The sequence below is a fragment of the Chryseosolibacter indicum genome (assembly GCF_018598585.1).
Lineage (GTDB): Bacteria > Bacteroidota > Bacteroidia > Cytophagales > Cyclobacteriaceae > Chryseosolibacter > Chryseosolibacter indicus.
Map to the genome: position 1 here is coordinate 7,766 of NZ_JAHESD010000042.1, position 15,556 is coordinate 23,321.

7 protein-coding genes are annotated in these 15,556 nt (G+C 42.8%); 5 read left to right on the forward strand and 2 right to left on the reverse strand.

Going from position 1 to position 15,556, the window contains the following annotated elements; all coding sequences use genetic code 11:
- Positions 1 to 669: 669 nt before the first annotated feature.
- Complete coding sequence (locus KK060_RS16475; RefSeq protein WP_254154868.1) at positions 670 to 2,025, reverse strand: redoxin domain-containing protein; 1,356 nt, start codon at positions 2,023 to 2,025, stop codon at positions 670 to 672.
- A gap of 242 nt (positions 2,026 to 2,267) precedes the next feature.
- Positions 2,268 to 2,477, reverse strand: a complete 210-nt coding sequence (locus KK060_RS16480; RefSeq protein ID WP_254154869.1) for a hypothetical protein — start codon at positions 2,475 to 2,477, stop codon at positions 2,268 to 2,270.
- Between the two features lie 110 nt (positions 2,478 to 2,587).
- On the opposite strand from KK060_RS16480, the gene KK060_RS16485 reads away from it, so the two are divergent.
- The 5 genes from KK060_RS16485 to KK060_RS16505 all read left to right on the forward strand — a co-directional run bounded on the left by KK060_RS16485 (position 2,588) and on the right by KK060_RS16505 (position 15,554).
- Positions 2,588 to 2,812 (forward strand): helix-turn-helix domain-containing protein, encoded by a 225-nt coding sequence (locus tag KK060_RS16485; protein ID WP_254154870.1) that lies wholly within the window; start codon positions 2,588 to 2,590, stop codon positions 2,810 to 2,812.
- Between the two features lie 1,016 nt (positions 2,813 to 3,828).
- A complete protein-coding gene (locus KK060_RS16490) occupies positions 3,829 to 6,756 on the forward strand; it encodes an RHS repeat domain-containing protein (RefSeq protein WP_254154871.1) in 2,928 nt (975 codons plus the stop codon).
- Between the two features lie 46 nt (positions 6,757 to 6,802).
- A complete protein-coding gene (locus KK060_RS16495; RefSeq protein ID WP_254154872.1) occupies positions 6,803 to 7,627 on the forward strand; it encodes a DUF6443 domain-containing protein in 825 nt (274 codons plus the stop codon).
- A 78-nt stretch (positions 7,628 to 7,705) separates the two neighbouring features.
- The gene (locus KK060_RS16500) at positions 7,706 to 14,785 is read left to right on the forward strand and encodes a fibronectin type III domain-containing protein (protein WP_254154873.1); all 7,080 of its coding nucleotides are present in this window, start codon (positions 7,706 to 7,708) and stop codon (positions 14,783 to 14,785) included.
- A complete protein-coding gene (locus KK060_RS16505) occupies positions 14,778 to 15,554 on the forward strand; it encodes a hypothetical protein (RefSeq protein ID WP_254154874.1) in 777 nt (258 codons plus the stop codon). Before KK060_RS16500 ends, KK060_RS16505 begins: the two co-directional genes overlap by 8 nt.
- Positions 15,555 to 15,556 lie beyond the last annotated feature (2 nt).

Here is a 15,556-nt window from a genome sequence, read left to right on the forward strand (position 1 = left end):
GGCCTGGCACGGGTATGTGCGGATAAGGTCCAGCGTGAGATCATGGTACGGGGCCCAGCCGGCCCAGGAGGCGAAAAAATCTTATGGTATATTGTCTCATAGGTGTTGTTTATGGTTTGGTAAACTTTCGATTTCCTAATTCCCACTGACCAATGCCTAATGACTAATGCCTATTCCCTGATGCCCAATGCCCAATACCTAAAGCTTGATGCATTCACCTTCGAGTACCATGTGATCACGCCTGAGCTTATCTTCGGCCTGGCACGGGTATGTGCGGATAAGGTCCAGCGTGAGATCATGGTACGGGGCCCAGCCGGCCCAGGAGGCGAAAAGAGTTTATAGTGTATTGTCTCATAGGTTTTAGTTTATGGTTTATTAAACTTTCCATTTCCTAATTCCCAATGCCCACTGCCTATTGCCCCTGATGCCAATCCCTAATGCCTAAATTGTGATGCATTCACCTTCGAGTACCATGTGATCACGCCTGAGCTTATCTTCGGCCTGGCATAGGCATGTGCGGATAAGGTCCAGCGTGAGATCATGGTACGGGGCCTAGCCGGCCCAGGAGGCGAAAAGACTTTATAGTGTATTGTCTCATAGGTTTTAGTTTAAGGTTTATTAAACTTTCGATTTCCCAATGCCTAATGACCAATGCCTATTCCCTGATGCCTAATAATCCCTATCCGTTATCACTAACACCTCCACCTCCTGCGTACCCGGTACAAGGTCGAGGTCATACGTCGCAAGCGCTTTTCGTATAGCGTTGAGGTTGCCCATATCTGCATGGATCGCCAGGCTGACATTACCCGTATATTGCGTCTGGTCAATCACCGGCTTCGCCAAATGCGAGAGGTATTTCGCATTGAGCTGGTAGATAAACTGGAAGAACTTCTGGTTATGGATCTGTGCACCGAACGGTGTTACTTCCGTAGAGGATGCACCACCTGTTGATTTGATCTTGTCTGCTTTGCTGGTGCGCACCAGCGCAAGACAGGGAAACGATCGTTTCTCGATGGTGGCCTTGTACTGCGGAAACATGCGCGCAAGATCCTGTTGCATGAGTTGTGCCTGCTGACCATGCATGGAAGGCGGTACGATCAGCTCGTAGCCGTAGCCATGTGTGCTGAGCCATTCCGAGTAACGTGTCCCTGAGAGTTGGGAGTCACAGCACGTGGTGTCCTGCATTTCCAGGAGGATGGTGTTGTCATTGAAGACCTTTCCCTGCAGTGCACCGTAGGCAATCTTGAACAGTGTAGGAATACGCGCATTGGTAGCAACGATGCGATGAGGCTTTGAAGCTTCTACCGGGAAGATGGTGAAGCTGCTCGGTAGTCCTTCGATGAAGCCTGTGAACGCAGACTGGTATGTGATGTTCTTGTTCGGGACCTGGTTGTTTTCGGCGATCAACAGTTGATCGCGATTGTAGGGTACGGACCTGTCGTTCTTTGTTTTTACTTGCAGTGATCCCGTCTTGAGCAAGTGCCGAATGTTCTCCCGGGTTACCTCTTCATGGCCGGTAATCGCTTTAATTGTTCCTTCGCCATCGATCCATACGTAATGCGGGATGTAGTGATGGGTGAAGAGCGAACGCAGCACCGTGTCTGATACAGCGATAGGCAGTGAAATGGAAATACCCCTGCCTTTGAGCCGTGCCAGGAATTTCTCAACATCTGCCTTTGATTGATAGGTAACAGGGAGAAACTGGACCTGGCTGCCGACTTCTTTTTGCAGTGAATCTGTTTTGGGCAACAGCGATGCGCAGAGCGAACACCATGTTGCCATGAAGTCCAGGATCAGGAGCTTGCCGCGGTAGGATGACAGTTGTGCTTTGCCTGAGGGATGATTGAGGATGTTGTACACCACCAGTTCAGGAGCCTTATCGCCTACGGTGAACAATGGTGGTTTTGGGGATTGACTGAAAACACACGTTGTTGAAAGAGTGATGAGTGTTACGATGAAAAAGAGCTTGCTTGCCGAAGCAAGGCGAAGGCATAGTAATACTATGAAGCACAATTTTCGTTTCATGCTTGAAGTGATTTTTAGTTATGGATTTCTATTTCTTCCCTCCTGGTAAGGAAAGAGGGTACAAATTGCCCTCTCCCGCCTCTCCGGGAGGAGAGGGTTGGGACGAGGTGGGCTCCACTATTTAATTTAACCTAACCTGGAGTACCCATGAAGAATTTTATATTAAGTGCAGTCAGCTGGGAGGCCGCTTGCAGTGGGTGAATATCTTGTCTGAGGTAGTCATACAGATGCTTAATCCAATACTATCTCTCCTTTGCTGTACTTTCATTCAGTAGCAACAACAGCTTGTATAATGACTTGATTTCCTCTTTTGCTTCCGGATTACAGTCGTCTATTTCAACCTTACTTAAAAGGTTTATGATTCCACGCTGGAACTTCTGAAGCTCCTCGAAATCGGTGACAGAGATTGTAATCTTTAATAGATGTTGACCGCCATTCACGCGTATTGTCATTTTATTCTTGTCAAAAATACAGGAAATATTGACAACTGCAAATATTAGTAAATAGATTCTTCACATTAGTCACAAAAAGTGATATAATAGTTCAGAAATTATTGATTATAATGACGAAGCTAGGTGAATACCTCGATAAGAAGGCTGTGAACAGGTCCCAAATTTCCAGGAGAACTGGACTCAGTAAGCAGCGAATCAGTGAGTTGTCCACGAATCCGACTTCAAAACTTAGAGCGGATGAACTATACTTAATTGCAATGTCAATTGAGGTAAATCCCTGTGAACTTCTTGATTATGTATGTGGACATCTTAAACTTGATGAGGAGAGGAAATGACTAAACGCCTTAAAATAGTCATTGCTGTTAGAGCTCCCCAATAGGATCAACTACCATCGGTGGCGTGTTTTGCTCATTTACTTAGCTGTTGTCTCCATACTTTGACTTTAGTATAGAAGCAAAGGTATTATTGAAACCAGCTACTGCTCTTTCTTTTAGTGATACCAGAGATTCTGACGGAGGTTTTATTGTAAATTAACTCTATGATCTCTGCTCACTCAACCAAAATCTCTGTTGCCAGTGGTAATGATAGCGCGTATAGATCCTTCCGCGATCACTGCCAGGGTTAATGTAGCATAGAGGCCTATCTTGGTATAATTATTCTTTACCAAGCGCAATTCATTTGGGTTACAAAAAATGTATCACCATTACCTACTTGCTGAAACGTTTAGTGCGAATACCCAGAAGTCAATATACCTTAGTATGATTAAGCTTCATGTACTACGGCGCAAATCTTAGGAATGTACAGTAGTAAGTGACACGCTGCAAGCAATCAAAAAACTTGTAATAGCAATGTGAACATTGAAAACGTTCTACGCGATACTGTAACGAAAAGTGGAGACAAGGTTTTAAATGGCAATTCAAGATTATAGGAATGTAGAGGAATAGATTAACAAGCTTACTTCTAGTCCTTTTTAACTAATCCCTTTTAACTATTTTTTAAAAACTACGGCATTATGAATCAGCTTTCTTATGTGTTCGTATGCTTCCTTGCAATTTTAAGTTATAATGTACCGATGAAAGAGTCGTTTGCCTATTAAAATTAACGTGATGCTGTATGGAAATACTATTATGGATACAAGAGTGGTGTAAAAAACATTGTGACCATGGTTGCAATTAAATTTAGAATAATCCTTTAGCGGCTGTAAAAAAAGAAATAGTTTTGGTCCTTAATCCAGGAGGCCCTCTACATAATGTAATCTTTACAGAGAAGAGCAGCCTAATAAGATATTGGTAGAAATCTAAAAAATATAAAAGGTTCTGCCATCGATAAGCGAATTTAAAAGTAAATTGATATGAAGGCCTTCCATGTATTACTATTCCTGCTCTTTGTACATTTCAGTTTGTATTCGCAGCCAACTCCAACGAGCGAGGTAAATATAATGTCACCCAAAGCTGCGTCAATTCTGCGATATGGAGAGTATCCGGTAAGCCTGCATACAGGGTTGATTGATATAACAGTTCCGGTGTATAAGATTGAGGGGAATGGTATTACCGTGCCCATTGAATTCAAATATCACGCATCAGGGATTAAGTTTGATGATACAAGCAACGAAGTGGGTCTCGGCTGGTCATTGATCGCTGGTGGAGTTATTAGCCGCTCTGTGATAGGAGCTCGTGATGGAGAAACTTCTGGAACTTATTCACGCAATGTATCGCTCCTCGGAAACTGCGAGAGCGGTCCCGATATCAGTAGCGATTATGACCTGCTTCGGGAAGTTGAAAATGGGAGTAGGGGAAGTTTGTATTATGATAATTCTTTAGGACGGCTTGATGGTGAAATGGATCAGTATTCCTTCTCCTTCTTGAACCATAGCGGTAGTTTCTGTTTTCCATTTTCCGAATCGGAGGTAGTTACAGGAACACGTCCTTCAAACGGGCTTTTCATTCCTGTCAACGGGATGAAAGTTATTAGTCACGATAACCTGATGATAGAACTGTTAGATGCGGAAGGAGTTTACTACAAATTTCAGGTTAAAGATGTGGACCAGAACGAACGCTTTAAGGAATATTATTTAACACAAATCATATCAGCAGACAAGGCTGATACTGTAACTTTTACTTATGAGATAGTGCCCGCCTTATCTGAAATATATGTACGTCGTCCCTTTATAAATTATTCAGCCACAATTTCGACGCGTGCTGCAGTACCTATTCAAAATCTTCATGGACAACTAGCCTTTCCAACAATTGAGGTAACAGAAGATGGAGGAGTTTTTTATCAGTCTCTCAGGCCGCCAAGACTTACCCGTATTGATTTTAGGGGCGGTTACGTATCGTTTGAATATGCGGTTGTAAATAATCTGACTACCTATAATCTGCAGCGAATTAACATATATAATAGTGCGGAGAGTATACCGCTTCAAACCGTTGTGTTAACAAAGGGAACGTTCACCAATGGTGAACAACGGCTGAACAAAGTGACTTTTAGCAATTCGGCTGGAGAAAATTATGATTATCAGTTTGGATATAACGGGCAGCCAGGAAATATCTATACAAACGGAGGGTTTTACAAAGGAATAGATTACTGGGGCTATTTCAACGGCAGCTCGGTTCCGAATGGTAGACGGTATCTTCCTGCATTTGATAATATGCCCACACAACTTCAGGCCTACACTGCAAACCGGGATGCTAATGAGTCTGCTATGCAAGGCGGTATTTTGAATAAAATTATTTATCCTACCAAGGGCTACTCAGAGTTTACTTACCAAGCGCATAAAGCTCAATATTCATTTGGTACAGCGCTAGTAACGGGTGGAGGGCTACGGATCTATGAGATCAAAAATTATCTTGAGGACGGTACCCTTGCCGAGAAGAAGTGGTATAAATACGGTGAAGGTGAATCTGGAATAGGGATAGCCAATACATACCCTGATAAAATGGACTTTCTCACACAATCTAGGACATTGATCACACATAACGATGGATATATTAATATACCGCACTTGTGTGAAATTATTTATACGGACCGTTATTCTACTTTTCCTAAACTAAGTTATTTTTTATCAGGTAGTTCAGCGGTTTATCCGCAGGTCACGGAATATATAGGTAACGATAGCGAAGCTTTAGGTAAAACCGTTTATCGTTATGAGGTATTTCCTGACGAGAAACTTAATCCGTATGGTGCTACTTACCGTCAGTATTCGCCCGATACCTATCTGAGAACGAACCAGTGGAAAACCGGTAATCTATTATCTAAAAAGGTTTATAAGAAAGAGGGAGCGATTTACCAGGAAATTCAATCCATAGTAAATACTTATAAAGATATCAACACCTCTGAGTTCCGAAATGTGCACGTGTTGCCTTACGTAGAATTTGGCTATAATTATCCAGGGCAAAATCTTCCCGATATAAAAAAGAACTATTGCAGCCCCCTTTGGGCCGAGCACCGCGAACATTTTGGAGGAGTGAGTGCTTATGGTAGCAGTCTCAGTCCTTATGACTATTACAATTACTTTACCTCTACAGGGCAGCGTGTGCTTAGTGCGACAGATGAAACAATTGATGGAGTAACAACTCATACCAGTTACGCAACCTACAATGAGATAGGGCGCCTAACAAATTTTACGCGGATAACAAGCGCGGGAGACAACGTGACAACAAACTTTAAATACCCTGCAGATTTTACGTATTCACCATATATCAATATGAAGGCGGCCAATATTTTGACACCAGTGATTGAAAAAACAATCTATAACAATGGCAATTTGCTAAAGAGGGAAGTCTCAAGATATGGGTTCTGGCATTCCCGTTTTTTTGCCTTGTCAAGCTATGAAGAAGGATATGGTAATGAAAGTCCGGTGTCGAGACTGACGTATAGCTATGACCTTAAAGGTAATATACAGGAACTTTTCAAAGATGACGGTACAAAAAGTGTTTACCTCTGGGGGTATAGGGGTCGATATCCGATTGCTCAGATTTTGAATACGACGTATAATGAAGTGAAAAACGTTCTTGGCCAAGCATTGATTGACCGCGTTACCGATGCAAATACGCCTTCCGATGCCGATTTACTTGCCATCAATAACCTCCGCAACAGTGTTAGTTTATCGCGCGCGAAACTTAGGACCTATATGTACAGACCTTTAATAGGGATGGCTTCACAGACTGATTTTAACGGTAGGACCACCTATTATCGATATGATTCATTTGGACGATTGAAATACATGGAAGACAACGATGGGAACCTCGTTCAAAAATACAATTATCACTACAAGCAATGATCTGGCTAAAAAAAACACACTTTTAGTTTAGTAATATAAATTAAGTATGAAAAAAACGTCTCTCATAATTGTTTTCTACCTGTTGCTCAATTTTGGATATGGGCAATCCTCTTACACGACAGCAATGAATTATATCGTTGCTACTGAATTCTTAAAAGAAGGGATAACTTCTTCCACTGATATTAACAATCTGGAACCATCTAAATTAGCTCAAACTGTGCAGTACTTTGACGGATTAGGACGACAAGTTCAAACTGTAAAAATTGGTAGCTCGCCCTTCGGAGTGGATATGATATACCCAGTTGCTTATGATGAATATGGGAGAGAGGTTGTTAAGTATCTTCCATATGCCCGAAACATTAGGAGTGGTCAATATGCATCAAGTGCGTTGATGGAACAAGGTAATTTCTATCAAAGCTCATCAAAGGTTGCGAACGATAGAGCTCCTTTTCAGAAATTTATTTTCGAATCATCGCCATTAAATAGGGTGATTAAGACTGGAGCGCCAGGAGAAGCATGGCAACCCCTGCAGAATCCAGCGGACATCAGTGACAAGAGTGTAAAAATCAGATACGCTGGTAATGCCTTTGGCGAGGTCTTGCGATTTAAGTATGATGCCTTAACGGAACAAATTTCTGTAAACGAAATGTCTACAGAAATGTACTACCAGGCAAATACGCTTTTCAAGCATACCACCATTGATGAGCATAATAATGAAATCATAGAGTTTGTAGATACTGAAGGCAGGACTTTGTGTAAGAAGATTCAATATGCGAAGGGCGCTTATGCAACAACCTACTACATCTATGATGATTTTGGGAATCTTATTGCCGTACTGCCACCCGAGTCAATGAAACTGCTAACAAAGTAACTATTGCACGCTAACGAAAAACGGTCGTGCAAAATTTTATTCAATAATTCATCCCATCCAAACTTGTTCTATCAATAGATGAGATTAGCTAAATGCTTTACCCTAGGCGCTATACTTGTGGTCGGTGCACTGTGCAGTGCGTATGCACAAACTGTTAATCGTACTTCAGGTAACGACCAAGTGGGGTCAACGAATGAATTTATTTTCTATACCAACAATAATCCCAACTTCCGGTTCGTGCGCTGGGACGTATATGGAAACTATACTATTGAATATAGTGCGAACAATGTCATCCGTTTACATTGGAACAGTACGACAGCCCCTTCTAGTGTAATTGCAATTTATGATGATATTAGCAAAGGGCGATATGGATTAACAGCAAGTTATAATGTAACACTAACTTACCCTCCTCCACCTGTAGCGCCTTCCGCTCTGGTGGCAACAACAGTATCGTCCGCTCAGATCAATTTGCGATGGACCGACAATTCCTTGACTGAAGCAAGCTTTATTATTGAGCGATCGCTGACATCAGGCAGCGGATTTGCACAGATCGGCACTACTGCGGCGAACACCACATCATATTCAAATACTGGGCTAGCAGGGAACACTAAGTATTATTATCGCATCCGGGCAGTCGACAAGTATAGTAGTAGATCGGCCTATACGGCTGAGGCATCGGCCACAACGCTAATGACTCCTCCTTCTGCACCAAGCAATCTGGCTGTAACGGCGGCGTCCTCAACGCAGATCAATTTAACGTGGACTGATAACTCCTCTAATGAAACTGGATTCCAAATAGAGCGGTCGTTAATATCCGGGAGTGGATTCACGTTGGTAACTACAACCGGTGCGAATATTACTTCATACTTGAACAGCGGGCTGACTGCAAGCACGCAATATTTTTATCGCGTGCGAGCAATTAACGCTGGCGGTAACTCCGCTTATACATTGGAATCCAATACGACTACATTACCAACCCCTCCATCGCCACCAAGCAACCTTTCAGCAGCGATGGTATCCTCCACACAGATTAATTTAACGTGGACTGATAACTCCACTAATGAAAGTGGATTTCAAATTGAGCGATCGTTAACTTCCGGCGGTGGTTTCTCATTAGTGACTACAACAAGTGCAAATATTACTTCATACTCGAACAGCGGGCTGACTGCAAGCACGCAATATTTTTATCGCGTTCGAGCAATCAATACTGGGGGCAACTCAACATATACATTAGAAGCCAATGCGACTACATTGCCCACCCCACCCTCGGCGCCTACTAATCTGGCTGCAGTAACAGCATCAGCCACACAGATCAATTTAACCTGGACCGATAATTCGACTAATGAAACAGGATTTGAAATTGAACGCTCCTTGACATCGGAGAGCGGGTTTACATTACTCGCAGCGACGGTGGCTGATGTGACCTCGTATGCCAACATTAATTGTACGGCGAACACACAATATTTTTATCGTGTACGAGCTATTAACACGGGTGGCAATTCGGATTATACGCCACAGGCTAGTGCAACCACATCACCAAACCATCCCTCGGCACCGACCAACCTGGTTGCAACTACTGTATCCTCAACAGAGATCAATTTAACGTGGATCGACAATGCTTCCAACGAAACAGGATTCCAAATTGAACGATCGTTGACATCGGGGAGCGGGTTTACACTACTCACAACAACGGCGCCAAATGTGACTTCTTACGGCAACATAGGCTGCACAGCGAACACAAAATATTTTTATCGTGTACGAGCTGTCAATACTGGTGGTAATTCCGACTATACTCCCCAGGCCAATGCAACCACCTTGCCTAACCCTCCATCGGCACCCACCAATCTCGTAGCAACGACGGTATCATCCACACAGATCAATTTGACTTGGACCGACAATGTCACTGACGAAACGGGATTTAAGATTGAACGATCGCTCACATCCGGAAGCGGGTTTACATTGGTATTCACAACAGCAGCAAATGCGACTTCATACTCGAACACCGGTTTGATCTCAGGCACGCGATATTTCTATCGGGTGCAGGCGATTAATACTGGTGGTAATTCGGATTATACTTCCGAAGCCAGTGCCACCACAGAGCAGAACACTCCCGCTGCACCAAGTCAAATACAAGGGACACCTACTTCAGCCTCCTCCATAGTTCTCACTTGGTGGGATAATTCACATAACGAGACCGGCTTTCAGATTGAGCGGGTAAAAAACGGGGAAAACGTTTATGCTATCATTGGCACGGTAACGGCTAATGTCACTACATTTAATGATACGGGACTTGAACCCGGTACGGTTTACTATTATGTAGTTAGAGCGTTTAATTCGGCAGGGAGCGCCGCGAGCTATTCATCAAGCGTGCTGACATATCCTGCTGCACCGAGTGGATTGACAGCACAGGCTACGTCAGCCTCATCCATAACGCTAAACTGGACAGCTCCTGAAAATTCAAATACAACTGAATTTCAAGTTGAGCGTTCGACTGCTCAAGCTAGTGGTTTTGTGCTTTTAAGCTCCCCACGGGGAGATGCCAGAAGTTTTGTTGATGACGGGCTTTCTGAAGGGACAACTTATTTTTATAGGATTCGAGCAAAAAGCAACAGCGGCACGTCTGCATACACGCCCGTTACCAACGCGAAGACTTTTTATACTCCCGCTGCGCCAAGTGAACTTATAACCCAGGCTACTTCGGCCACGTCCGTGACATTGAACTGGAGGGATAATTCTGATAATGAAACGGGATTCCACATTGAGCGTTCGGTCATTGAGGGTAGTGGATTCGAGACTGTAACCGTTGCCCCTGCCAATGCTACAAGTTTTGTGGATGGAGGTCTGTTGGACGGAACGACCTATTTTTACCGCATCCGATCAACAAATGCTACCGGTAACTCTGCTTACACTGTCGTTGCCAGCGCGAAGACCGAGCTAGTATCTGCCGTGCTCACAGATGTGCTTGACGTTTGGGCGTTTCAATATAGGTACGACTCTAGAAACAGGATGATCGCCAAAAAGGTACCAGGTGCATTGTGGACCTATATGGTATATAATAACCTGGATCAATTGATAATGACGCAAGACGGCAATCAAAGAAAGGATGGTAAGAATGAATGGACTTTTACAAAATATGATGAACTTAACAGACCTGTTCTTACCGGCATTGTTGACATGGGAAGTATGACGCTAGAGACAATAAGACAAGAGGTTAAAAATTCGACAGTTTATTATGAAACGAGAGGAACAAGTATTCATGGCTATACAAATAATTCGTACCCTAACGTTTCTGACGAAAGCAAGTACCTTACTGTAACTTATTATGATGATTATAATTTCAGAGCATTATATAACTCTTCAGAATTTAACTTCAGACCGAATGAGCTTCCGGCGGAAGACTCAGAGGAAGGACAAGAGACAGCAGAAAATCTTTTAGTCAAGGGACAAGTCACAGGCACAAAAGTGCGTATGCTCACTTCGGCATCATGGCTCAAATCGGTTAACTATTATGATGACAAATACCGCCTCATCCAGGCAGTAGCAGAGAATCCGAAAGGTTTTGAAGTGACAACCAATGTGTATGACTTTGTAGGAAAGGTGCGTCGTACGAAGACGTCTCTGTTTACAGGACAGCCCGTTCAATGGAAAAATTTTGTTGGCGCTGAAACACAGGGAGATGTTCTTCAATCAACAATAGCCGGAACATGGGGAACCGGAGCTTCATCCGTTCAAACACTTCCGGCAAATGCGGATGGATGGGTAGAGGTAACGGTGATCCAAAGTTCTCCTGCTTTTCAGTTTGGACTTTCAGACCAGGATGAAAACGCGAGGACTACCACGCTTGACTACGCCCTTCAGGTATCCAACGGTGGGTTACGGGCCTATGAAAATGGCGTGGCAGTAGGCACGAATGGTATTTCACAACCAGGTGATGTCCTTCGGGTCGAACGCATCAATGGATGGATTTACTACAAAAGAAATGGTACAGTTTTTCATATATCTGAACGATCCAAAGCGATACCAGTTTACACTTCTCTTGTTGTTGATGTGTCTTTTAATGGTATAGGAGCGAAACTTGTGAAGGGTAAAGTATCTAATGCTTTTATTGTTCCCTCACCAGGAACAGCAACACCATTTACTGTACTGCAGTCCTTTACAAAACGTTTTGTTTATGACCACGCAGGAAGGCTCATTGATACCTGGCATAGCACCAATTCAGGAGATGAAATACTGTTGGCAAGAAATGAATACAATGAACTCGGCCAGCTTGTTGATAAAAAACTTCATAGTACGGATGGATATACCTTCAAGCAGTCTATTGACTATCGTTACAACATTCGCGGCTGGCTTACCTCCATTAACAATGCTGAGCTTACTTCAACCAATAACAACAACACCAATGATGATGCGAATGACTTCTTTGGTATAAATCTGGCCTACAACGAAGATATTAAAACCGGAAATGCAAGTTCGGATCCAACACAAGATCTTCGCCAGTATAACGGAAACATCTCTGCCATGAAATGGAGCAGCAACCAGGGGCTTGGTGATATCAAGGCATCCGCATATAATTTTAGGTATGATGCCATGAATCGCCTGAAAGATGCTATTCATAAACAATCATCTGCAACAGATGTATGGCAGGCAGGACAGTACGATGAGCGTGGAATCGTATATGATCTGAATGGTAACATTAAGAATTTACAGCGCAAAGGAGAGAATGGTGTAACAATAGATAACCTCACGTACAACTATGGTACAGGTGCTACCTTGAGCAATAAACTACTCTTCGTAACAGACAATACCAGTAATGTAATAGACAAGCGTAAGGGCTTTTTGGACGGCAGTACCAGTGGCAATGATTATACCTACGATGCAAATGGTAATATGCTTACCGACAGGAATAAAGGCATAACGTCGAGCATCATATACAATCATCTTAACTTACCTGAGCAGGTAACAAGAAGTGGAGGTACGTTATTCTACCTGTATGATGCTACAGGAAAGAAGCACGCGCAAATGGCCACTTTTAGCTTTAATGATAAGAAGCATACGGAATATGTAGGCCCGTGGGTGTTCGAAAATGACGAGCCTCAGTTTCTCCAGCATGAAGAAGGCAGGGTAATGTTAATGCAAGAGGAATTGGTGATGGAAAATGGTGCCGATAATACTTCGGCATTTACGCCAACACCTGGGATAGTTGTAACAGCGGAGACACTAAATGAGGAGAAGTATGTAAAGGTTGCTCCGGCGGTAGGGGAGTCAATTGATAAAAGAGGTGTGATGATAGGAAACCCTGTAGGTGTTGAAGAAGGGCAGAAGTATAAATACAGGATAAAAGGATATTCAAACAATTCACGTATAGGGAGATTGTATGTTAAGGGCAACACTGCCGACCTGATATGGCAGGGCGGTGGGCTTCCAATTGGCGTAAATAATGAATCTTGGATTGAATGTACTTTTACGATTCCTCAAGGTGTTTCGGAAATAAGCTTGGGTATTTTGTTTGCAGGCAGTGCGGTCGCAGCAGCTTCTGATTTTGCAAATATTAATGCTATTGAATTGCATGCGATAAAAGCGAGCTCACCGGAATATCAGTATGACATAAAGGATCATTTGGGGAACGTGCGTGTGACCTTTACTGCGAAGGAGGAGGTAGATGCAGTAAAGGCTACTATGGAGGATACAAATGCATCGACAGAGGAAAGCAGCTTCTTGTATTATGATGAAGCAATTAAAGTTAATCACCCCTTATTTGATAAAACAAATGATAATACGACAGCAGCCACATATTACGCAACACGACTGACAGGTGGAAACACCAATGCCAGACATGGCCTTGCGAAAACGCTAAGTGTGATGCCAGGGGATGTAATAAACATGGAGGTGTATGCAAAGTACCTTGATACAAACCCGGCAAACTGGACTGCAGCACTGACTGATTTCATGACTGGTATTGCTATGGGTACTGCACCGGCAGGAGCTATTGTTGATAGAGGAGCTGCGGGTAGTTTAGGAACATCTACATTTCCCTTTGAAGGAATATTGAGTAAGGCAGGAGATACAGGCGAAGGACCAAAAGCCGACCTGAACTTCATCGTTTTTGACAGAAACTATAATTTTAAGGATGGTGGATTTGTAAGAATATCCTCCAATCCAAGAGAAACAGGAACTAATGTTGCGCATGAGTTACTTTCGAGAACATATGTGGCAAAAGAAGCCGGATACATATATATTTACCTCAGCAACGAGAACGAAACTCCCGTTGAGGTGTTCTTTGATGACTTTAAGGTGGAGCATGTGAAGTCTCCTGTTCTACAAACGCAGGATTACTATCCGTTCGGTCTCGCCTTTAACTCGTACTCAAGGGAGAATGCAGTAGCTCAAGACTACCTTTACAACGGAAAAGAAATACAAAACGAGTTGGGTCTCGGATGGTATGATTACGGAGCCAGGATGTACATGGCTGATATCGGTCGATGGGGTGTAATAGATCCTCTTGCTGATAAGATGAGAAGATGGAGTCCCTACAATTATGCGTTCGACAATCCAATCCGATTCATAGATCCAGACGGTATGGCTCCGACAGGTCCTGGTCCCCACGCCTACGGAGGCAACCCTTTAAATTTAATGGCTCGGTCGATGGGTCAGTATTTCCAAGCTGCCGGAAAGGCAATTGATAACTTGGGGGCAAAAGTTGAAGCTTTCTTTTCTTTCGGTAAAGAAGCAGAAGGAAAAAATGGGGAAGTAAAAGGAAATGTTGCTAATGAAACTCGAACAACGATAACAGCTTCTACAACAGTAGAAGATTTTTTCACACCTACGGCCGATAATAAACAGGTGTCATCATCTCCAGTCGATGTTAGTGTTAAAACAACAAATGAGACTAAAACAACGGTCAGCGGTAAGGTAACAGTTGAAGGTGTCGATGTTCATATGAAGAATGTGACAAGCCAGGATAATTCCACTGGTGAAGTCAACAACACTACAACGATAACTGTTGGAAAAGATCAAACCGGACTTTTTGCTGAGAGTGGGACAAAAGGAACTAAAGCTGGAGTAAGAACAGAACAAAAAGTTGAAGCGGGTGGCTGGTTTATCAAATTTGGTGGTAGCGCATCAGTAGGAACTGATGAAAAAAGCAGAGCGAATGATTAGAATTAGATACATATTAATTTTTGGCGTAATCATCTTTTCTTCGTGTGATGGATTGAAGAATAAGGAAGAGCAAGTTGAAGCGTTGCAAAATCAAAATCAGCTTTCCGTGGTAAATGGAGATACATTGGAAACGGGATTTTGGATGCATGACGGTGGGATCAATGCCGTATCGAAAAGTGGAGCTTATACAGACGGGTATAAAACTGGGAAATGGATTTACAGAGTGAAGGGGGACTCAGTTAGCTTTATATGGAATATCTTCAATGAAAAGGGTATAAAGATGAACATTCCAGATCATCTTAAGCCAATCAATGATGTCAAACTTCCTGTACTATTCCAAGCTGATGTTGATGACAGCGATGACAACACTTACTTAATTTTATTGAGATATAATCTTAAGGAGATGAAGTCTTCAGCCTATGATTACATATATCAGTACAACGAATCCTGGAAAAGCAATACCGAAGAAAAATTGTTGTCAAAGGAGTTTAAGAAATTTTACTTTGAAGGGATCGAGATATTTAGGGTAAAGGTTGAGACCGAAAGGAGATCGAAGTACGAAGCAACTTCCTATATTTTTGTTGTGAAGGATTATTTGTATGACCTAACGTACAAGAACGACATTGATAAAAGCAGCGCAATTGACTCGGAGATTTTCAATGATGTTCTTTATAGTATGCAGTGTGAGAACGTTGACTTGTTTGATTACAACAGTAAGAAATATTTGAAGGAAGAAAACGTAGAATTTAAAAGTGATCCAATTAATTAGCG

Bases quoted from the DNA above. Each gene is read 5' to 3' on its own strand.
- KK060_RS16475 (WP_254154868.1), bottom strand. From the start codon at position 2,025: ATGAAACGAAAATTGTGCTTCATAGTATTACTATGCCTTCGCCTTGCT.
- KK060_RS16480 (WP_254154869.1), bottom strand. From the start codon at position 2,477: ATGACAATACGCGTGAATGGCGGTCAACATCTATTAAAGATTACAATC.
- KK060_RS16485 (WP_254154870.1), top strand. From the start codon at position 2,588: ATGACGAAGCTAGGTGAATACCTCGATAAGAAGGCTGTGAACAGGTCC.
- KK060_RS16490 (WP_254154871.1), top strand. From the start codon at position 3,829: ATGAAGGCCTTCCATGTATTACTATTCCTGCTCTTTGTACATTTCAGT.
- KK060_RS16495 (WP_254154872.1), top strand. From the start codon at position 6,803: ATGAAAAAAACGTCTCTCATAATTGTTTTCTACCTGTTGCTCAATTTT.
- KK060_RS16500 (WP_254154873.1), top strand. From the start codon at position 7,706: ATGAGATTAGCTAAATGCTTTACCCTAGGCGCTATACTTGTGGTCGGT.
- KK060_RS16505 (WP_254154874.1), top strand. From the start codon at position 14,778: ATGATTAGAATTAGATACATATTAATTTTTGGCGTAATCATCTTTTCT.